General features: G+C 35.0%; 15 protein-coding genes. 6 read left to right on the top strand and 9 right to left on the bottom strand.

The annotated features are described in order from the left end of the window. Window positions 1-36 precede the first annotated feature (36 nt). Window positions 37-882 (bottom strand): GyrI-like domain-containing protein, encoded by an 846-nt coding sequence (locus CG11_RS05335; protein ID WP_052593887.1) that lies wholly within the window; start codon window positions 880-882, stop codon window positions 37-39. Between the two features lie 27 nt (window positions 883-909). Here CG11_RS05335 and CG11_RS05340 point away from each other — a divergent pair, with 27 nt between their 5' ends. Further along, window positions 910-1,353, top strand: a complete 444-nt coding sequence (locus CG11_RS05340) for a hypothetical protein (protein WP_052593889.1) — start codon at window positions 910-912, stop codon at window positions 1,351-1,353. Between the two features lie 29 nt (window positions 1,354-1,382). Here CG11_RS05340 and mnmD read toward each other — a convergent pair whose 3' ends face one another. From mnmD to CG11_RS05365, 5 genes are all read right to left on the bottom strand, one after another. Then, window positions 1,383-2,045 carry a tRNA (5-methylaminomethyl-2-thiouridine)(34)-methyltransferase MnmD gene (gene mnmD, locus CG11_RS05345; RefSeq protein ID WP_052593891.1) on the bottom strand — a complete coding sequence of 221 codons (663 nt, stop codon included), beginning with the start codon at window positions 2,043-2,045 and terminating at the stop codon, window positions 1,383-1,385. Window positions 2,046-2,279: 234 nt separating this feature from the next. After that, complete coding sequence (locus CG11_RS05350; protein ID WP_052593893.1) at window positions 2,280-3,218, bottom strand: hypothetical protein; 939 nt, start codon at window positions 3,216-3,218, stop codon at window positions 2,280-2,282. Between the two features lie 132 nt (window positions 3,219-3,350). After that, complete coding sequence (locus tag CG11_RS05355) at window positions 3,351-4,298, bottom strand: hypothetical protein (protein WP_052593895.1); 948 nt, start codon at window positions 4,296-4,298, stop codon at window positions 3,351-3,353. 278 nt (window positions 4,299-4,576) lie between these two features. Beyond that, window positions 4,577-5,212: a hypothetical protein gene (locus tag CG11_RS05360; protein WP_052593897.1), complete on the bottom strand. Its 636-nt coding sequence runs from the start codon at window positions 5,210-5,212 to the stop codon at window positions 4,577-4,579. A gap of 2 nt (window positions 5,213-5,214) precedes the next feature. Beyond that, the gene (locus tag CG11_RS05365) at window positions 5,215-6,933 is read right to left on the bottom strand and encodes a 1-acyl-sn-glycerol-3-phosphate acyltransferase (protein ID WP_081909470.1); all 1,719 of its coding nucleotides are present in this window, start codon (window positions 6,931-6,933) and stop codon (window positions 5,215-5,217) included. A gap of 759 nt (window positions 6,934-7,692) precedes the next feature. Between CG11_RS05365 and CG11_RS05370 the strand changes: the two genes are divergently transcribed. The 4 genes from CG11_RS05370 (at window position 7,693) to CG11_RS05390 (ending at window position 12,142) form a co-directional block, all read left to right on the top strand. Then, complete coding sequence (locus tag CG11_RS05370; RefSeq protein WP_052593899.1) at window positions 7,693-9,450, top strand: tetratricopeptide repeat protein; 1,758 nt, start codon at window positions 7,693-7,695, stop codon at window positions 9,448-9,450. Between the two features lie 304 nt (window positions 9,451-9,754). Then, a complete protein-coding gene (ung, locus tag CG11_RS05375) occupies window positions 9,755-10,447 on the top strand; it encodes a uracil-DNA glycosylase (protein WP_052593902.1) in 693 nt (230 codons plus the stop codon). A 659-nt stretch (window positions 10,448-11,106) separates the two neighbouring features. Continuing rightward, on the top strand, window positions 11,107-11,619 hold the full coding sequence (locus tag CG11_RS05385) for an OmpH family outer membrane protein (RefSeq protein WP_052593906.1): 513 nt from the start codon (window positions 11,107-11,109) through the stop codon (window positions 11,617-11,619). Between the two features lies 1 nt (window position 11,620). Continuing rightward, a complete protein-coding gene (locus CG11_RS05390) occupies window positions 11,621-12,142 on the top strand; it encodes an OmpH family outer membrane protein (RefSeq protein WP_052593908.1) in 522 nt (173 codons plus the stop codon). Between the two features lie 139 nt (window positions 12,143-12,281). Here CG11_RS05390 and CG11_RS05395 read toward each other — a convergent pair whose 3' ends face one another. Beyond that, the gene (locus CG11_RS05395; RefSeq protein WP_052593910.1) at window positions 12,282-13,778 is read right to left on the bottom strand and encodes an FAD-binding oxidoreductase; all 1,497 of its coding nucleotides are present in this window, start codon (window positions 13,776-13,778) and stop codon (window positions 12,282-12,284) included. Between the two features lie 324 nt (window positions 13,779-14,102). Between CG11_RS05395 and CG11_RS05400 the strand changes: the two genes are divergently transcribed. Next, a complete protein-coding gene (locus CG11_RS05400) occupies window positions 14,103-14,621 on the top strand; it encodes an OmpH family outer membrane protein (RefSeq protein ID WP_063833027.1) in 519 nt (172 codons plus the stop codon). Window positions 14,622-14,678: 57 nt separating this feature from the next. Here CG11_RS05400 and CG11_RS05405 read toward each other — a convergent pair whose 3' ends face one another. Both CG11_RS05405 and CG11_RS05410 read right to left on the bottom strand, forming a co-directional pair. Next, a complete protein-coding gene (locus CG11_RS05405; RefSeq protein WP_052593915.1) occupies window positions 14,679-16,811 on the bottom strand; it encodes a response regulator in 2,133 nt (710 codons plus the stop codon). Between the two features lie 412 nt (window positions 16,812-17,223). Beyond that, window positions 17,224-19,389, bottom strand: coding sequence for a T9SS type A sorting domain-containing protein (locus CG11_RS05410; protein WP_081909471.1), 2,166 nt, complete (start codon window positions 19,387-19,389; stop codon window positions 17,224-17,226). Window positions 19,390-19,572: the final 183 nt, after the last annotated feature.

Genomic DNA, 19,572 nt, shown 5'->3' on the forward strand with positions numbered 1-19,572 from the left:
CTAATTGGGTAGTCCAAAATTGCCAACTTGAATTACTTAAATAGGAATGTAAATATGAGTCAAAAAATCAGCTTCATTGGTAGTATGATTTTGGTTGTAATAATAATGTTCGATAATAGCACCAGTAGAAAAGTTGCCCTCATTTTCCAAAAGCCAACCTCCAAATATAGTATTGTAAGTAACATCTATATTGTCATAACTTCCTTGGTGTAAAAAACGCATATAGGTATTCGCTCCAATCGTTTTGGTTGGGGATTGTTGGGCTGTCCAATCTTTAGGGCAGCTCAAACAAGCATCATAACGACAAATATCAGGGTGTGTAATATCAATATCGTCAAATATTAAACCATATTCTTGTGCTCTTGTTAATTCGGGGTAAGTACGAAACAAATCTTCCCAAACTACCGCAATCTGTTGGTTATCATAGGTTCCTTGATGGGTTTTGAAAACGACCCGAATAGGAGGTAATTGTATTTTTTTAGCATCCAATGCTTGTATATCTTGTTGAGGATATTGGAGTTGTTGTTGATATTGATTCAATAGTTGTAATAGTTCTGGACGCTTAGAACTTGGGGCAATGTTATATTGTTTTTTAAAGGCTTTTCGAAATGCTTGCAAATCAGCATAACCGACTTCTAAAGCGATATCTGTAATACTTTTATCAGAATAATGCAGTAACTTAGCAGCATTTTCTAAACGAAGTCTTTTTTGATAACTTCCAATTGTTTCTCCAAACAAAGATTTGAAAATTCTTTGCAAACTTCGATAAGAATAGAATGAAATTTGTTCCAATTCTTTGATGGCAATAGGTTCATTATAATGACTGCGAATATAATCCAGTACAGGAACCAAACGATAAAAGTAGGGAGTGTGTGTATCCATAAGATAGTCCGTGTTAATGAGAAAACCATGACAAAAAAAGAAATTCAGCATAAAATACAAACATTGATTGATTCGGGACAGGGCGAAAATGTATATATCGCTCTTTATATGATGGTCAATCAGTTGAATATGGATTTGTTAGAAGCGATTAAAAGCTTGGAGCCCATAGACTATGAAAAAGAGTTTGCTAGCCCTAATGATTTTTATTGTAGCGTTCGAATTGCAAATATATGGGTAGAATACGAATTTATAGAAGGTTATGTTCCTTATATGGGGACTGCCGCTACTGCTTCTAGAATGGTTAGTTATTATGATGCTCCAACAGATAGCACAGAAATTATTGATAGTTTGGCAGAGTTTTTACCAATCCAAGATGAAGATAGCCCCGAACGAGTTCGAGAAATTGTCTTAGAAGATTATCAAGAATTAGCACCGTTACTCTTGCGTTTATTGGACGGAGAAAAGTTATAAATAGACTAGGGTTCTAATTGGGGTGGGGCTTACTTTTTGGTAGCACGCGTCATTTCACGTTTTCCAATAGGACCGGGAATTGCTTCTATATCAAACCCAATTTCTTTCAAACGACGTTTAAAAACTCCTTTTGCACAATAGGTGGTAAGGACTCCCTTGGGTTTTAGAGCTTGGTACATTTGAGTCAGTATAGTTGTTTCCCATAGTTCAGGCTGAACACTAGGAGCAAAAGCATCATAGTAAATAATATCAAACTGATTTTGAGCAGTTATATCTTCAAATCGACCAACTTGTTTGTAGAATTTGAAGTTAGGAGCACATTCAAGCCACTCATTGGTTTGGGCATGCATATTTAAGAACTGTTGTTCTTTGTCTTGTGCGTTTAATAACTCCGCATAGTTTAATTGTTTTGCTATTGCTTCTGAAATAGGGTAGGCTTCTACTCCAGTATAGTGAATTTGGAGTTCTAATTTAAGAGCTTCCAAATAAGTCATAAAAGCATTTAGACCAGTTCCGAATCCTATTTCTAAGATGCTCAATTCGTTTTGAGTTGTAGCTTTGTGCTTCAGGGCTGCTTCTATAAAGACGGTTTGTGTTTCTTGAATAGCACCATGAATGGAATGATACGTAGCCTCAAATTGGGCTGATTGAATACTGTTAGAGCCGTCTTCGGTTTTTATAATTGTCGCCATAGATGTAGAACGATGAATGAATTTAAAAAATCAAAAAATGAAAGAGGTAAGTCGCATTAGATGTATTTTGGATGGGAAGTAATCGTTCAGAAAAAATTATACAAATCAATCTTATTTTTAGCTATATTTTTCTAGTGACCTACTTAAAAAGAGCATTGTTAATCGATTAACAATGCCCCTTTTTATTACAAATATATGAATTGCAAATTATACAGCGACCAGTGCGTCAAGTGCTTATTTTTTGACTAAAACAACTGTTTTAGAAGTTGCCCAGAATGTTTTCTTGTCTAAAATAGTAACAATACCATTTTCAATTTTATAAGAATTGGGATCTCTAGTAGGGAGTAGGTATTGAATTTCTCCACTGCCACAGTCGATTTCTAGGTTATTAAAATAATCGAATTGTGTGCCCAATTTTTTTACTTGTGATTGATATTCAAGTGTTAGAGTTTTAGCACTTAACAGTCTCAGTATATTATTTCTGCGCAAGATTTTCTTATTGCCACAAGCAATATATGCATTGGCATCTTCTTCAATAAAGGCATTTTTACTCTGTAAATCGCTAAGTGTTGCCTCTAGTTCTTCATTAGTACGTTCTAGGTTAACCGTTTTAATTTTTAAATCTGCATAAGCAGAAGCAAGTTTTGATTCGGTAGCAGCTACCTCTGTTTCCAATTTATTGAGTGCAACTTGCATATTGCCAATCGTCGTTTGCGTTTTGTTAACTTCGGCCTCTACTTCTGTAAATCGAGTTTCTAACTGAGCAATCATTTTTTTGAGTTGTGCGTTTTCCACTTTAAAGGCTCTAGCCTTGGTACGGAGACGTCTAGCTTTTTTATCGGCTTCAATATTAGCATTTTTGAGTGACTGCAAACGCACCATAATTGCTTGTTCTTTGGTGGTCCCTTTTGCCAACTCTTTTTGTTGGATCAATTTATCCATTTCTTCATTGCGTTGCGCCATTTCTCTCAACGTTTGATCAATAGCTGATAATGTTTCCATTGCATCCGCATATTCACCTTTAATAAGGCGTTCTTCTTGTTCTAAAGTTCCTAATTGTTGATTTAACAACTGTTGCTCTTTTTGAGCTTCTGCTAATTTAGATTGATAATCTTCACAACTGGTTGCTAAAATGGTGAAGAATAGGAATCCTATATATAAGGTTAGTCTCATAAGTATTTTTAATCTTGTTAGATATTAAAGGGGAGCAGAAATAGCTGCTAATGGGATGATTTTATAATTTGAAGTTGTTGTCTAAAAATAAATATAGGCAAGGAATAATTGACTATTAAGACAGTAAAACTATTAGTTATTTTTTACCAAAACAACTGTTTTGTCGGTAGCCCAGAAGACTTTTGAATTTTTAATAACAAGGACACCTCCTTGTATTTCGTAAGAACTTTCGTCACGAACAGGCAAGACATATACGATTTCGCCATCGGCACCGCAATCAATTTGGTCGTTGTTAAAATAGTCAATTTCATCCCCATTTTCACGCACAGATTGTTGATACGTTTTGGTTAACTTTTTCATACTAGTCTTACTTAGAATACCAGCTTTGCGCAAAGCTCTTTTATCGCCACAAGCAACATACGCTTTCGCTTGTTCATCGATAAAATCATTTTTTGTTTCTAGATCAGCAATAGTTGTTGCCAATTTTTCATTGGTTTCAGTCAATGCAGCATTTCGTTCTTGCAAATCTTTATACGCATCATCTAATTGACCACTTTTTTCCGTCAATTGCCCCTCCATTTTTGCCAAAGCAAGTTCCATATCATCAATAATCGTCCGAGCTTCTTTTAGATCTTCTTCTTTTTCGATGATTCTCGTTTCTGCTTGAGCAATCATTTTTTTGAGCTGTTGATTTTCAATTTGGTACGAGCGCATTCTTTTTTGCATTTTCTTTGCAGCATCTTTGGCAGCTTCGTTGGCATCTCTTAATGCTTGCAATTTGGCGATAATTGCCTGACGTTGAGATAAGTTACCACTAAACTCTTTTTGTTGAGTCAAGCGTTGGATTTCTTTCTCATTATTGGCAATGGTTCTTAAGGTATCTTCAATAGAATTTAAGGTTTCAATAGCAAGAGAATATTCTCCACGAACTAATCGATCTTCTTCTTCTAATTCATGTAGACGTTTTTGGTCCGCAGCATTTTTTTCAACCAATGCTTCGTATTGTTCTTGGTAATTGTTACAAGAACTAAAAAATATTCCCACCAATACAACTAGGAGAACTACATTAGATAATTTCATAAGATTATAATTTGAATGGTATCAGTTTTTTGTGAAGTTGTTTATAAAATAGTCATTCGCTAATTATTGCCTCACAAACGAATTGAGTTAAAAATTGTTGTGTTGGTTAGCAGCATCACAAAGCACTCACAAAGTATTTTAAAGGTATCATACAACTATTATTAATACGATAGTTATTCTTAACGCCTTTAATCGTGTGTTGTTAGGGTGGTGCTATTGGTGTTGTTTTAGCGAATTACAGTTAAAATGAAAATAAGTATATTATCCAAACGAACAACTTATTCTTCATTGTATTTTATCAGGTTCCAATATTGGTTGATGTTGGTAGATTCTAACATAACTTTATTGTCTTTTCGATATGCTCTACCATCCGTAATATTAAGCATAATTTTGTCGTCTGGGTTTTCCATAAACATAATTAAGTACCCATTAGGGTCGATTCTACCTTCAATCATTTTTCGAATATCAGAAGTATTTATTTTAGCAATAAAACGAATGCCCGCACTATCTTTATTGATTTCAGCAAAACTAAAAGCAATGACTTCGGTTTCGCGATTGCCATAGTCAATTTTACCAATAAAGGTACTCTTCGTCAATTCTTCTAAACTAATATTGTCAGAACTGATCGAATCAATCAATGTTGGAACTTGATCCTTGTATTTGCCATTAGGATAATCCGCAGCATATTTTTTGTAATTATAAACCGTATGTTTTTGTTTGGCAGCATACCAAGCAAATTCCTCCTTGTGCGTTGCAACATCGGCAGCATATTTACTATCAGGATAGACTAATAAAAACGAATCTAAAGCAGCACTTGAATTTTGACTTAAAGCCAATTCCCATGCCTTGTCTTCTTCGTTAGAACAAGCTGTTAAAAAAGTGAAAATGAATAGATAAAATAGTAGTGTTCTCATTATTACTTTATGTTAGTTACTTCAATGTGTTCTGATAAATGATACCCCAATAGGCGATTATGGTAGTAAAGCAAAAGGTTAAGATTTTCACTTTTGATCTGTTGTTTTTTATCAATAAAGAGTGCTTTCTGCACGTGAAAAATGCCAATATTATCAATTCCATGCTTGATTAATTCTTGGACACTTCCATTTTTAACAACATTCGACAAGCGAACTTTGCCAGCTAGATTTAATTCTAAAAGGCGATTTCGAAGCAATTCAATATTTTTTTGAAATACTTCCAATGCAATTACTCTATCTTCTTTAGGAAGCCTTAATATACCATATAAATCCAAACTAGGGTACTTTTTCATAAAGATATTAAAAGCAGTATGCGCCACCAAATGGCTGCTCAAAACAACATTCTCTCTAGAATAACGCTTGACAATTTGTTTGGCAAGCATTTTAGTGTATTGAGCATTGCGTTGTTGATCGTTCTGAATGATTCCTCCTGAAATAAAGTAGCCTTCCAAGTCAACAATATTGCCACGTTTGTCTAAACTTTGTCCATTTTTGTTGACAAAATTTCCCAAAACATCCATTGGTTGCCCAAAGTTAACGACAATTTCAGAAGTAGAAGAGAAAAATTTCCAGAAAAACTTTAAGAAATTATAAGCTCCACCAAACGCTTTTTTCTCGATCAGATACAATTCTTTGCCCGTACGCTCTAAATGTGAATTGATTAGATTTTTGGCTTCTAAAACACAATGGTAATTTAATACAACAGGAACAATAAAGATTTTGTTGTCGGCTTTGCTTTGAAATAAGTTGCCTTGAGCATCAATAGCTGTTCCAAGCAAGCCCATTTTTAATTTGTCTTCTAATGCTCCAGAGCGAGAACGAGTGCCTCCAGGAAAGAAAATAGAATGTACTCTACGCTCCATATTGAGCTGCGAGTATGCTTTTAGGGTTTCTAAGTAAAAGTCATTCTTTTTGCGGCGATCTAGACCATAAGCACCCAGTCTAGGAAAAATATAACCTAAAATTTTATTGTATAAATTAATTCCTGCGCCATAAGTAAATGCAGAGAGCCCAATTTGATCGGCTGCCCAACCTACCAAAATAGAATCTAAATTGCTAAAATGTGTTGGAACCAAAACAATTGTCCCCTGAGGAACCAAGGCACGAATGGTCTCTACATCACCAACAATTTGGAGTTTGTCTTGGAGTCTTTTTTTAGAACGAAAAATACTAGACGCATTTAAAATGGTACTAAATAATTTGGGCAAAAATTTTTGAGCCATTTTGTAAGTAGAAATCTTGAAGTTGCTCATGATTTCTCGCAAATAACGTTCTGTAATTCTTCTTAACAAACGATGGTTGTATTCCTTGACATCAGCTTCTGTTTGATCTAAGGACTTTCGAAGCAATTTTTTTCGAATGTCATTCCAAAAATCCATCTCATCAGGCGGATCTACTTTCCAAGGTTCGTTAACGATGCGCATCCGTTCCAAGTAGAGTACTTTGGCAATGGCTTCGCTCATACTTTCCTTTCTTTTTTTGTTGATGATCAGCTGAGTTGTAAATTCAGAAGCATATTTCATAAACTCTTCTCTCTCTTGGCTGAGTTTATGAATCGGCCAACTCGTCATTTCCTCTACCATTGGCATGGGATAATTGACAGGTTGCAAGTCAACAGGTACTTTTTTTAATTCGATTACTTCTTCGGTTTCTTCTGCCATAAAATTTTATAATTCCTGAGCGTAGTAAACATTCTTGATATAGGGCGAATGACTACTGCATTGCTTTTGTAATAAAGATGCTGGAATACGCAAACTATGCAACGTTTTGTTAATTGTAGTTTATCTTTCTATTAAATATCCAGCAAATGTTAGGAGGTATTAATGTATTGTAACCGTCCTTAGCTAACTTACACAAAATTAGTGATTACTTTTATATTGTAGCAGCATCTATTTAATTAATCTTGTACAAGCAAAGATAAAGTTGTTTTAAAAAGAAGCACAATTCTATAAAAAGATTTAAAATCTATCTTTTATCTTTTGTAGTTAAAATACGTATCTTTTAAATTGATATTTGATTTTAGTGTATTGATAATTAGTTTTTTATGTACTTTTGTTTTGGCTGGTCTGTCTAAAGTTGAAACGTATAAAGAAACAGCTAATGTGATTGTGCAAAATTGGAGGAGGCTCCATATAGAATAAATTTAATTTAGATTTTTTTATCTAAAAACTATTACATAACTTACAAGGGTAATGAGTCTATTTGTTTGACCTCATGGACAGCGAATGTTTTGTTGAATTTTTTTCTTTTAAAAGAGGCAAAAGGAGTGGTTTTTATTTTATTGATTATTAGCTACTTAAGGTTTGTTTGGGCGAGGAGAGAGTTTATTTAGCTTAAAATCAAATCGGATTTCATTACAACGTCATAAAACAGACACATAATTTGATTTAGAAAACACTCACGATACGAATTTAATACTTATGACAGAAAAGGAGCTCATTGAGAGAGAAGAACTACTGGAAGACATCTTGGATGCCCTAGAAGATGGAGATTATGAAGAGGCAGAAGATTTAGCAGATGAAGCAATCGAAGCTTTCCCCGAAGAAGCATTCGGTTATTATTATGTTGGTGAAGCCATGTTTTTGCAAGGAGATATTGATGATGCTATTGAGTATTATCAACAAGCAATAGAAAAAGCTTCTGATAATCCTGACTACAAAGCACGATTGGCTTTGATGCATGCAAAGTTAGGAGAAGAAGAAAAAGCAAAACAAATTTATAAAAGCATCTTAGAAGTACACGATGACCATGTAGACACTTTGGTTGCTATGGGGGTTTACGCTAGCAATGAAAACGATTTTAAAGGTGCCTTAGGTTACTTAGATAAAGCTTTGGAAGCGGCACCTGATTATGATGTAGCTTATAAAGTTAGGGCTATTGTGCACACGAGTCTGGGAAATTACTCAGAAGCATTGGAGGATCTTTCTAAAGCACTAGAGAAAAATCCTGATGATAGAGAGTTATGGTTGCAAAAAATTAATTTGCACAATATGAGCGGTGATGCCAAAGCAACTGAAGAGGCCTTTAAGGCTTGGATTGGTCAAGATCCAGAGGATGCCAATCGCTACAAGAGCCAAGGAGAATTTTATGCAGAACAGGAGAAGCATAAAATGGCAGAAATTGCTTACACCCATGCCATCGAAAAAGAAATTTATGGCGATTTGGCAGCACTAAATTCTATTTTAGGAAGAGCTTGGGCTCGCTTGCATCAAGGCAATTCTGCAGGTGCTATAGAAGATTTTAGTCGTGTGATTGATTTGGATGCCAAATTGATTGATTCCTATATTGGGATAGCTGAAGCTCGTGTGAAGGAAGGTTCTGTAGATGCGGCCATTACTTACTTGGATTTAGGATTGGATATTGTCTTAGACGACAAGTGGATGTTGTACAATAAAAAAGGAATTATCTATACCCAAGCAGAAAATTGGGATGCCGCAGCTGCTGCTTTTCAAGGGTTGTTAGAAATGGATGATGAAGAAATCAATGCAGAAGGGCATTTTAGCATGGGAAAAATGTACCAAGCAAAAGGAGATTTAGAAGCTGCTTTTAGGTCTTGGCGCAAAGCTAGCGATATTTTTCATCTGGAAGCCGAGGAGTGTATTGAAAAATACTGTACGCCATTTTTGAGTGTGGAATTAAAAGAAAAAGAACACACCTTATTGGACGAAATGGAAGGCGTTTTTAAAGCAAATAAACTATCATCAGTTCTTAAACCTACTTTCAACAAATTCTGGAAGGTCAATATAAAAACGACTAGTTCTAAGAATCCAATGTTTGCAAAGATACCAGCCAAAATGGAAAAGCAAATTATGGGGTTGTTGGAAAATATTTGTTTGGGATTGGATTACAAAGGACTACTTATGCTTAATCCTGGACAAGAGGCCATTCGTATGTTGTACAAAATTAAAAACGAAGGGACTAAAACAGTGATTATTAATGGAATTCCATTAAATGGGACTTTTGAACGCGAATTTACATTGAGTATTGACGGGCAATATTTGTCCCTAAAAGGATTTGGAGACGAAGAAGCAGATGTTGACTTATACTTGGAAGCTGTTGATACTAGTAATTTGCCTCAAAAAGTAGAAGCAGAGTTGAAAAAACTAGCCAAAAATGGCGACTTGGATTTGATGAGTGATGAATTTAAAGCTTTGTTATTTGATCAATTGTTGACGTAAAACCACTATAGAATAAAAGGTTGGTAGATTTAATATTTATCAAAACCATAACCGTAGATAGGGAAGTTGCACTTAATGTGACTTCCCTGTTTTTTATTTATAATAGTTGCTCATAGTTGACAAAATATCAAAAGACAAAAAATAGGCTAAAACTAGATGTTTAGCCTATTTGACTTTTTGTCTTGACATAGATGAACATAATGCACAATTTACGATTGCTAAAGATGGCGTGTTGAACTTGCATTGTGACTCAAAAAAACATATATTAGCAACCTATTAAATTACTTAAAAAATCACCTAAAATATGGCTGCAATAAAGGATGTGAAAATAGAAGCAACTTGGAAAGAGGCATTATCTGAAGAGTTTCAAAAAGACTACTTTGCTCAAATTAAAAGTTTCTTAAAAAACGCAAATGCTGAAGGCAAAACAATTTATCCTCCTGGAAATTTGATTTTTAATGCCTTTAATAAAGTGCCCTTGCCAGAAGTAAAGGTTGTTATTTTGGGGCAAGATCCTTATCATGGTCCTGGGCAAGCACATGGCTTATCTTTTTCTGTTCCTAAAACAGCTAAAATTCCACCATCTTTGCGAAATGTATACAAAGAATTGTTGGAGGATGTGCCTGGTTTTGAAAAGCCCAAGCATGGGAATTTAGAGACATGGGCAGATCAGGGGGTTTTTCTATTGAACGCTTTCTTGACAGTAGAGCATAAAAAAGCAGGTTCGCACCAAAAAATTGGTTGGGCAAACTTTACCGATGCGGTTATTAAAAAAATCTCTGACGAGCGAGATGGTGTGGTTTTTATGCTTTGGGGAAATTTTGCTAAAAAGAAAGCTGCTTTAGTTGATGCTGAAAAACATTTGATTTTGGAGGCTGCACATCCCTCGCCATTGGCGGGACCAGCTTTTTTAGGCAACCAGCATTTTTCTCAAGCGAATGCCTATTTAGAAAAACAGGGAAAAACACCTATTGACTGGATTTTGCCTGTTGAATAGTGATTAGATAGTATGATTGTGTTTTGTCTATACACTAGTCTCTTTTAGTTTTTCTTTTGGTGTCTCAATTAGCTATGAAGCGTTATTATCAATGATTGGTACAATTGCCAAGTGAGGGAGAAATAGAGTATTTTTTTTAAACTTATGTTAAAAGCATACTCCATCTGATAAAAAAGCCCCAACTTTGCGTATTCCTTTTGTTTTTTATTATAAACTTGGCAACAATCTTGTTAGGTATAAGGAGGGAGGACTCAAACCTAAACCTATAAATGGAATTTTGGTTTTGAGAGGGGAAGCACCAAAAAACGCTTGAAAATACTATGAGCTAATTCTGACCGACAGTTAGTTCTTATTATAAATTTTTAATACTCCGTTGATTAGCTTCGCTGCTACTGCGTGGTACTTCGTGAGCGCTTTGCTTTTAGTTAACTTCGCTGCGCTTATGACCTTGGGCTTTTGTGCTACTAGTACAAGCCTACTCGGCAAGCTTAGTTTGGGTTCTACGAAAAATATAAAAAAAACATCTTGTATTAGATTGATTATTAGTATTTTAATATAAAAATCAACAAAAGACATCTTGCTGATAATCAGTTTAATAAGATTTTTAAATGGAGTAATGAATTTTCGAACAACTTTTTTAATCTAAATAAAATACTTTTATGAAACAATTATCATTGCTAGTGATTTTGCTGATGTTTGGTTTGTCTACACAAGCTCAATATTCAAAGGTTGCTTATGTTGATATGGAAAAAATTATGAGTTCTGTTCCTGAATACGAAACAGCACAGAGAGAATTGGAACAACAGGCAGAGCGTTGGAGACAAGAAATCGCAAAGGAATACGATCAAATAGAAACAATGTATCGCGAATACCAAACTCGTGAGCCTTTGTTAAGCGATGAAATGCGTAAAACCAAACAAGATGAAATTGTGAATAAGGAGAAAGCAGTGCGTAGCTTGCAAAAAGCACGCTTTGGACCAGAAGGGGAGTTGTTTAAAAAACGTCAAAGCTTGGTAAAACCAATTCAAGAAAAAGTCTATAATGCGATCCAAAAGATTGCAAAAGATAGAAAATACGATTTTGTTTTTACTGCTCCAGATGGTGCTACTTTGATCTTTGCTGCGGATGACAAAGATTTAACAGCAGATGTCATTAAAAGCTTAGGTAAATAAGATGAATAAATATTCTAATTTATTAGCCCATATCTTGTGGATGAATGTGTTGTTTTTTGGGGTAACTTTTGTTGTGCAAGCACAAGGACCAATTGCTTATATTGATACTGATGAAGTCATTAAAGCAATGCCAGAATATAAAAGTACTCAAGTTGCTTTGGAAACATTCCAAAAGCAATTGGTCAAACAATTGGATGCAGAGAAAAAAGCCATTGCCAAATATTATACCGATATCATCGAACAAGTAAAAGTTGGGGCGTTAACTCCTAAACAGCAGCAAGATGCAGAGGTGAAGCTGCAAAAAATGCAGGAAGACTTGGATAAAAATACTTTGGAAGCAGACCGTCAATTACTAGCAAAAGAAAAAAACTTATCGAAACCAATGTATGAAAAATTCGAACAAGGAATTGCTAGTGTTGCCAAAAAAAATGGATATGCTTATGTCTTAGATAAAAAGACTCTAATGGCGTATGGTGGCGGAATTGATGCTACCCAAAAATTGAAAAAAGAATTAGGGTTGTAAATCCTAATAAAAAATTGCTATTTATTGTATTGGTAATTAAACGGATTAATCCTATTTATAAGATAACCACATCTTGCTCTTAGCAGAATGTGGTTATTTCTTTTTCTAAGGAGCTACACAAGATTAGTAGCCATTCATTCTAATAGGATTGTTCTAATAGTGTTGTTGTGTTTGGAGATGGATTAGTTGGTAATGTTTGTAAGTCAAATAATTCATTGAGTAGATTATTTTGAAGCAAATGTTTAGGGTCATACTTTTCTTTTAATACAAGTAGTTGTTCTATTGCCTCTGCATACATTTTTTTGAGAATATTTTTGGGGCAAATTACATTCTTAGTAAGGTGTATTTTACCTTGATATTCATGATAGCAAATACTACTAATCTTTTCTAGCGTTTTTCTTACCGTGTCGTAATCACGCAAAGCAAGCCCTTCAAAGGTCATGGTAAATAAGTAGCTTTTTTGATTGGAGTTGGAAGATGAAAATAAACCCGTTTTGCTAGGAGGAACATGGGCTCCATCTATCATAACAGTATGGAGTTGATGTTTTTTTAGGAGATGCATACAATTTTGAACAAATGCTTCGTACTTCAATCGATCCGTTTCAGAATTCGTTGAACAAGGAATAGCATAGGTCACCTGCAACATATTGAGTTTTATATTTAATTTTCTAGCAATTGCTTTGCTAAATGTATTGGTTTCCATAACAAAAGATGCTTCATAAGGAGAATCAATAAAAATAGCTTCTTCATTGGCTGATTTGCCAATTATCTTGTAGTAATAATCCCAAGATAATTCCGCAATTTTTGGAAAGAAATGCATCAAAAAGTCCCCTATAACACGAGAAGGGTTTTTAATTTGGTGTACCAAAGTTGGATTACGGGCTGTTGTATCTATCCAGTTGTGTTTGGCTAATAAGGTACACAAATTTCCTTTTTTATGATAAAATACAGCACAAGAGCCTTTCCAGTCTTCTTCTTCTCGCTGGTCAAAATTCATTTTAGGGTTTAAGAAGCGAACTCCTTTCGTTCGATCAAACCTTCTTACAATTGAGCAAAAAGCAGGATTTTTTCCAACATACACCACACGTTCTTCTATTTCAATAACAATTCCTATTGTTCCCATTCCCGTAATAGCACCATAGAATAAGTCTTCATTTTCTGAGCGGCTTGCGTATAGAATGTCTCCATTAGGAATGATAATTTTGAAGGAGATTATTTGGTTGATTTCTTTGCCGTATGTCGCCGTCATTCTAGAGTAGGTATCGCACGAAAAGCTGCCTCCAACAGTTATATTGCTAGCAGTAGGAACAACAGGGGGAACATAGCCTTTTGGGACGATGGTCTTCATGACTTGCCCCCATGTAACACCAGGCTGTGCTAGAATTCGATTGTTTTCTAGGTCTAAGTGTAGTTGATTGAGCTTTTTACAACAAATAATATGTTGATGCTGAAATGCATTGTTAAAGGACAAACCTGTACCCATAATTGAGTAGTTGATGTTGTTCTTATGAAAATACTTGACCAATGTTTGTAGTTCCTCTACATGCTTAGGCTTAAATATTTTGGCATAAATTTCATGATAACCGCTGTAACTTTTTATCTTTTTTTCTTCACAAAAAGGGATTTGATGAGACATAGTATTGGGACAATTGTATGTTTTGGGAAATGATGTTAAACAATGACAAAAGTCAGCCTTATTGAAGAGAAAGTAAATACGGAATTACCATGATTTAGATGTCCGTAATTTTACGGAGTAATTGCCTATAGTAATTGATTATTAGTTGTTTTTATTGCCTTTGAAGCTGCCTTAGGGTTAAATTTTGTTAAAAAGTATAGAACTAATATTAGGGTATTGTTAAGGGCCATAATATTGTCAAAATAGCCTTTATTTTTACGCTTATTAAATCAAAATAAAGGATCAATATAAATGCTATATGATTCTATCAAAAAAGACATCACAATGAAAAATAGTAAAATTTTAATTGCTTTTTTTACCCTTATTTTATGTTTCCATTGGGCACCCAAAAGTGTTGCTCAAACAATTGCTTTTGTCGAAACAGAGAAAATTGTTCCCGAAATGGAGGCTTATAAAAAAGCAAAGTCAGAAGTTGAAGCTTATGGGCAACAATTGCAAAAGCTATTCAACAAAAAACAGCAAGATATGGAAGCGTATTATGCTGAAGTAATGGATTCTATAAAAAAAGGGTTGATGACTCCTAGGCAACAACAAGAAGCAGAAGCTAAATTGCAAAAAATGAGACTCGAATTGCAAGAAGATGCTCAAAATTCAGATCGAAAATTGATGGAAAAAGAAGCAACATTAATAGAACCAATTTATAAGGAATTTAATGAAGCAGTTGCCAAGGTAGCGGAAAAAAATAACTATACGTATATACTAGATAAGCAGATGTTGTTGTACTCGAAAGGAGGAATTGATGCAACTGAAAAAGTAAAGACAGTCTTGGGAATTAGTTGGTAATTAGAGATTGCTATACGGCATTTGCCCCCTAAATATAATTGTTGTTTAGGGGGAGGCTTAAACCTCTTTCCATTTTCGAATGATCTGTTCTATTTCTTGAGCAATAACAGGCTTGCTGATGTAATCATTCATTCCAATGCTCAAACATTTGTCGCGATCTTCTTGCATAGCATTGGCTGTCATGGCAATAATAATAAGTTGAGAATGGTTAAGACTGGAGTTATTTCTAATTGATTGGGTCGTTTCGTAGCCATCCATTTCAGGCATTTGAATATCCATAAAAATTAAGTCATAGGTGGTATTTTTAAGTTTTTCAAGTGCCTCTAAGCCATTGTTGCTGATATCTGCTTTATATCCTAACTTTATTAGAACTTTACCGATAACCTTTTGGTTGATAAAATCATCTTCGACAATTAATATTTTTAATGGAATTTGCTTACCAAGTAAGGTGTTGAAGATCGTTGCCTTTTTTCGAGTGGCTTGATCATCAGATTTTGAAAATATATCGGTGAGCGTTTGTAATAAATGATGTTGCTTTAAAGGTTTTCGGATAAACGAGACAAATAATTTATTGAAGTTTTTAAAATTTGGTTTATTACCAGAACTAAACAAAATTAGAGGAAAAGGAGCTTTATTTTTTTTGAGTTCTTGTGCCAATTGAATGCCATCTTTTTCAGGCATATAAGCGTCTAATATAGCTAAATCCAAATCCTTTTTTGTTTTAAAAACTTCCATTGCAGCAGCGGCAGAATCTACCACATAGGCTGTTATTCCCCACTTTGTTAGCAGGCGTTTGATCACCCAACGGTTGGTTTCGTGATCATCAACAACGAGTATTTTTTTGTCTCTTAGAATTCGAATACTAACTTGATCAAGAGGCGGGACTTCTTCTAATCGAGGAACATTGATGGTAAAAGAAAACGTCGAACCTTGTCCTTCTTCACTTTCCACCCAAATTTGACCGCCCATCATTTCTGCCAAAAACTTGCTGATGGCTAGTCCTAAACCTGTTCCACCATATTTTCGTTGGTTGGAATTATCTACTTGTGTGAACGCATCAAACAGTTCGAGTTGACTTTCTTTCGAAATCCCAATTCCTGTGTCTTTAACACTAAACATTAAGTCGATATGATGGTTGGTTGAGGCAATTTTTTTTATAGTAACCAAAATTTCACCTTTATTAGTGAACTTAATGGCATTGCCAATCAAATTAATTAAAATTTGACTAAGTTTTCCGTGATCGCCCAAGATATAAAAAGGAACATTAGGCTCTACCCAATAGTTTAGTTCTAATTTTTTGTCAATCGCTTTTGGCGCATTAATTTCCAACGCTTCTTCGATACATTCGATTAGTGAAAAAGGCTCTTGCAATAACTGATTTTGTCCCGATTCAATTTTTGAAAAATCTAAAATTTCATTAATAATAATAAGCAGCCGTTCACCGCTGATTTTGATAGCATTAAGCAACTCTTCTTGTTCCATTGTTAGCTCCGTATCATTAAGCAAATCTGTCATACCAATAACGCCATTCATGGGGGTTCGAATTTCATGACTCATATTGGCAAGAAATTGTGACTTTGCTTGCGTGGCTTGTTTGAGTTCTTTGTTTTTTTGCTGCAAAATTTTCCGATCTAATTCAAAGCGACTTTTGAGGATATGAATGATTTGCCCTATCAATAAGGTAGTAAGGACTGTGGTAACTGTCATTGCATTTGTCAAACTTTGAGGGGTGGGCTTAGTCGGAAAGATATTAGGATGCACTTTCTGTATGAAGATAAAGGTTCCTAATGTAATTAACGACAATGTAATACCAATCCAACGATGACGAGGTGGCATTACAATCATAAAGATGATAAAAGCAGCTATAAAAACAATGGGAATATCGCTATAAAAACCCCCTAAATAATACCATAAAAAGGAAATAACGATTAATGTGAAAAGTACGAATGGAAACACCAAAGCTTCAAACCATCCTTTTGCCGTTGACAAGGCATAAATGAGCGCATAAAAAACAAAACAAATAGAAAGTGCTACTTTGGTGACTAATGAAAAACCAAAAATATGTGCTGCAATAAAGAAAAAAATACAAACAAAAGAAGAGTAAAAGTTTACAATATTAAATATACCCTCTTCCAAAGAAAGATTTTGGTGGGTTTTGGGAAAAAAATGTTTTAGTGGAAACTTTGACATGAAAAACTCTTATTGTTTGTTTAGGACAACTTGGGCGAAAAAAATACAGTGGGGGAGATAATCATATCGTTCAAAGGTAAAATAAACAAAAAAATGCGTTTTTGCTTTTCTTTGAACAGATAAATTGAAATATATTTTTGTGTCTAGAAAAAAAACACTCAGAAATTATTAGGTATTCACTTTATGGAGACATCTTGTGCGACCTATATTCTAAAGCCAAATTTTTAGGCAAAAAATAACACCAGTGCTCGTTGATTGGTGAGAGAGGATTATAAGACTTGTTTGGATGTATGGGACAGAAAACTAGAAAAGTGCCATAAAAAAGCGCAAAAATTGACGGACAATTTTTGCGCTACAAATATTTGTTTGGAATTGATGGCAGTGTTAGAATGTTCTTACAAGAAACAAAACTCTATTGTTTGATCACTTTTTTGGTTAGGTTACCTTGTTTTGTTTTGGCAGTTAGAAAATACGTTCCAGGAGGAATTGTTTCCAAATTGATCGTTTTTTTCTCTAGCATAACTTGCTCGCTTTTAAAGGTCATCAATACACGACCAATTGCGTTGGTCAAAATATATTCTACATCCTGAGCAACATCTAGCTTCAAATCAATTGTCAGTTCTTTGATGGTAGGATTTGGTGTAATGACTAGAGATATATTGGGAGAATTTTCTACCATAGCAATATTGGTTGTCGTAGAATCTGGGGTTAGGTGAATTCCTATGGAAGGCACAAAGTCGGTTCCAAATCCAGACCAATAGCTAGTTGGGCTAGTCGCAGGTACATCTGAGACAATAAGAGGAGCAGGGTTGATAATAGTATCGGGAGCTGTTCTAAAAGTATTCAAAGCATAATTGCTGGCATGAGCTCCTAACCAAAGACCTGTCTTTAGGGTAACCGAAGCAGGTCCTCCCATTGCAGCAGGTTCTTCTCTAATGGCAATATAATACCAACCATCATCATCTAAACTTGTTAGAGGGTTCCCTATGGCATCGACAAAATTAGAAGCAACACCAACGCCATAACTAGGTGCTGGTAAGGTATCTAGTCCAGAAAGTGTTACTTGATTACTACCAACTAGTGTTAACTCATCCATATCTAGAACCCCATTAGCGGCAGTAGCTCCTGACCCATCTCTTAATCTATAAATGTTAACGGCAAGCGTATGCGAGGCAGGGCCAACATAGCCATTATCAATATAGTAACGGAACTCGATAGAGTCAATATTAATGGCATTACTTTGTCCCTTTGGAAAATAATAAACAGATCCCCATTCAAATAATGTAATATTACTGGTTTGTCCTGGAGGTGTTGTTCTTGGGAAAAATGCTCTACTTACTGTCACTCGACCATCTGATCGTAGGGCTCCTTTGGATATAAAAGGTGTGGTCGTTGGTGTAATATCAAAAGTATGGTATACGGTATCGTTATAAGTAAAGGCATCGGCATTGTCATGACTTACCCAATACTTGACACGATAGCTACCTGCACCGTTGTTGCTGATAAAGTTAATATCTTTTAAACCTTTTGTAAAAGTAGAACCTGTATACTCGCCTGCCAATAATGTATCTAAATTCATTGTGTCTAAATAGACATTAGGAGTCATGTTATTAGCAAGGTCATAAAAATCAATGGATAAATACATCTTGGGATTATCAGAAGGATAAATGGTTTTGCCTCCATAGTTGATGAGTTTGGCACCCCAAAACCACTCCTTTAGATTGGTAGGATCTATATTGGATAAAGCTCGATATCTGCTGCCTCCAAGTCTAACGATATCCGATTTTCCTAACCTAGATGTATTAAGGGTACTTGGTCGTCCTATTGCAATATCATAATCTGGAGCGATTTCGATGGTAATATCATCTATCATGGCATAGTAATAATAAGTATCGAAAACAAATCGAAGACGGCATTGTGACAAATTACTAACCCCTGCCGTTACATTGGGCATAGGAATGGCAACAAAATCAGCAAATTCTTCTAATTGAATTTCTCTATAATCAAATGGGTCGCTCCATGTTGCTCCATCGTCTGTTGACATAGAAACACTCAATTCATTGGTAGCAGAGTTGTTGGCAGAGTATTTCGAAAAGAACTTAATAACAAGTGCTGAGTCGGTATATCCTGATAAATCAATTCTTGGTGAAATTAGTTCGCCACGATGTTGTCCGGGAGAAGATCCTACTCCAATAGAAGCTGTACTATCATTGTCCATGTAACCTGAATCAAAAATAGCAACACCATTGGTTTGGGAAGGAGATGGCAATGGTGTTGCTGGGGCGGCAAAAGGAGGGTTGGAATAGTAATCTCTTGAATAGCCGAGTAAGCTTCTTTCCCAAAAAGCATTGCCAGGGCTTGTGCCTCCCCAGTTTTCATAAATAGAAATAGCTGTCCAAGCTGTAGAAGAGTAAGGACCAATCGTATCTTGTATAAATGGATTTTGAAATTCTGCATCTGCTACCCCTACAGTAGTTCCGACGCCCCAAATCTTAGTTTGGGCATTCAAATCTAAAAAAGATAGACTTGTTAGTACGAGTGTCAATATACAAGTGAAAAATAGATTAAGTTTAAACATGTAATTACGAATATTGAAGTGATGAATAGAAAATAGACACCTATACTTTTGTGACTATTTTTGTTTGATAATTGAATTTCTCTAGTCTTATCTTGGCTTCGCTATTAGTCGGTTGAAAATGCTGCAAATAGACGGGGATTTTATAGTAGTTATCCTTGGATAAATGGTATTGTTTTGATAATT

Origin of the sequence: Aureispira sp. CCB-QB1 (assembly GCF_000724545.1) — a bacterium.
In the GTDB taxonomy this organism is placed as follows: domain Bacteria; phylum Bacteroidota; class Bacteroidia; order Chitinophagales; family Saprospiraceae; genus Aureispira.

What these genes read in the sequence shown, in the direction of transcription:
- CG11_RS05355 (WP_052593895.1), bottom strand. Translation starts at nt 4,298, where the DNA reads ATGAAATTATCTAATGTAGTTCTCCTAGTTGTATTGGTGGGAATATTT.
- CG11_RS05400 (WP_063833027.1), top strand. Translation starts at nt 14,103, where the DNA reads ATGAAAAATAGTAAAATTTTAATTGCTTTTTTTACCCTTATTTTATGT.
- CG11_RS05360 (WP_052593897.1), bottom strand. Translation starts at nt 5,212, where the DNA reads ATGAGAACACTACTATTTTATCTATTCATTTTCACTTTTTTAACAGCT.
- CG11_RS05385 (WP_052593906.1), top strand. Translation starts at nt 11,107, where the DNA reads ATGAAACAATTATCATTGCTAGTGATTTTGCTGATGTTTGGTTTGTCT.
- mnmD (WP_052593891.1), bottom strand. Translation starts at nt 2,045, where the DNA reads ATGGCGACAATTATAAAAACCGAAGACGGCTCTAACAGTATTCAATCA.
- CG11_RS05410 (WP_081909471.1), bottom strand. Translation starts at nt 19,389, where the DNA reads ATGTTTAAACTTAATCTATTTTTCACTTGTATATTGACACTCGTACTA.
- CG11_RS05405 (WP_052593915.1), bottom strand. Translation starts at nt 16,811, where the DNA reads ATGTCAAAGTTTCCACTAAAACATTTTTTTCCCAAAACCCACCAAAAT.
- CG11_RS05335 (WP_052593887.1), bottom strand. Translation starts at nt 882, where the DNA reads ATGGATACACACACTCCCTACTTTTATCGTTTGGTTCCTGTACTGGAT.
- CG11_RS05370 (WP_052593899.1), top strand. Translation starts at nt 7,693, where the DNA reads ATGACAGAAAAGGAGCTCATTGAGAGAGAAGAACTACTGGAAGACATC.
- ung (WP_052593902.1), top strand. Translation starts at nt 9,755, where the DNA reads ATGGCTGCAATAAAGGATGTGAAAATAGAAGCAACTTGGAAAGAGGCA.
- CG11_RS05365 (WP_081909470.1), bottom strand. Translation starts at nt 6,933, where the DNA reads ATGGCAGAAGAAACCGAAGAAGTAATCGAATTAAAAAAAGTACCTGTT.
- CG11_RS05395 (WP_052593910.1), bottom strand. Translation starts at nt 13,778, where the DNA reads ATGTCTCATCAAATCCCTTTTTGTGAAGAAAAAAAGATAAAAAGTTAC.
- CG11_RS05340 (WP_052593889.1), top strand. Translation starts at nt 910, where the DNA reads ATGACAAAAAAAGAAATTCAGCATAAAATACAAACATTGATTGATTCG.
- CG11_RS05350 (WP_052593893.1), bottom strand. Translation starts at nt 3,218, where the DNA reads ATGAGACTAACCTTATATATAGGATTCCTATTCTTCACCATTTTAGCA.
- CG11_RS05390 (WP_052593908.1), top strand. Translation starts at nt 11,621, where the DNA reads ATGAATAAATATTCTAATTTATTAGCCCATATCTTGTGGATGAATGTG.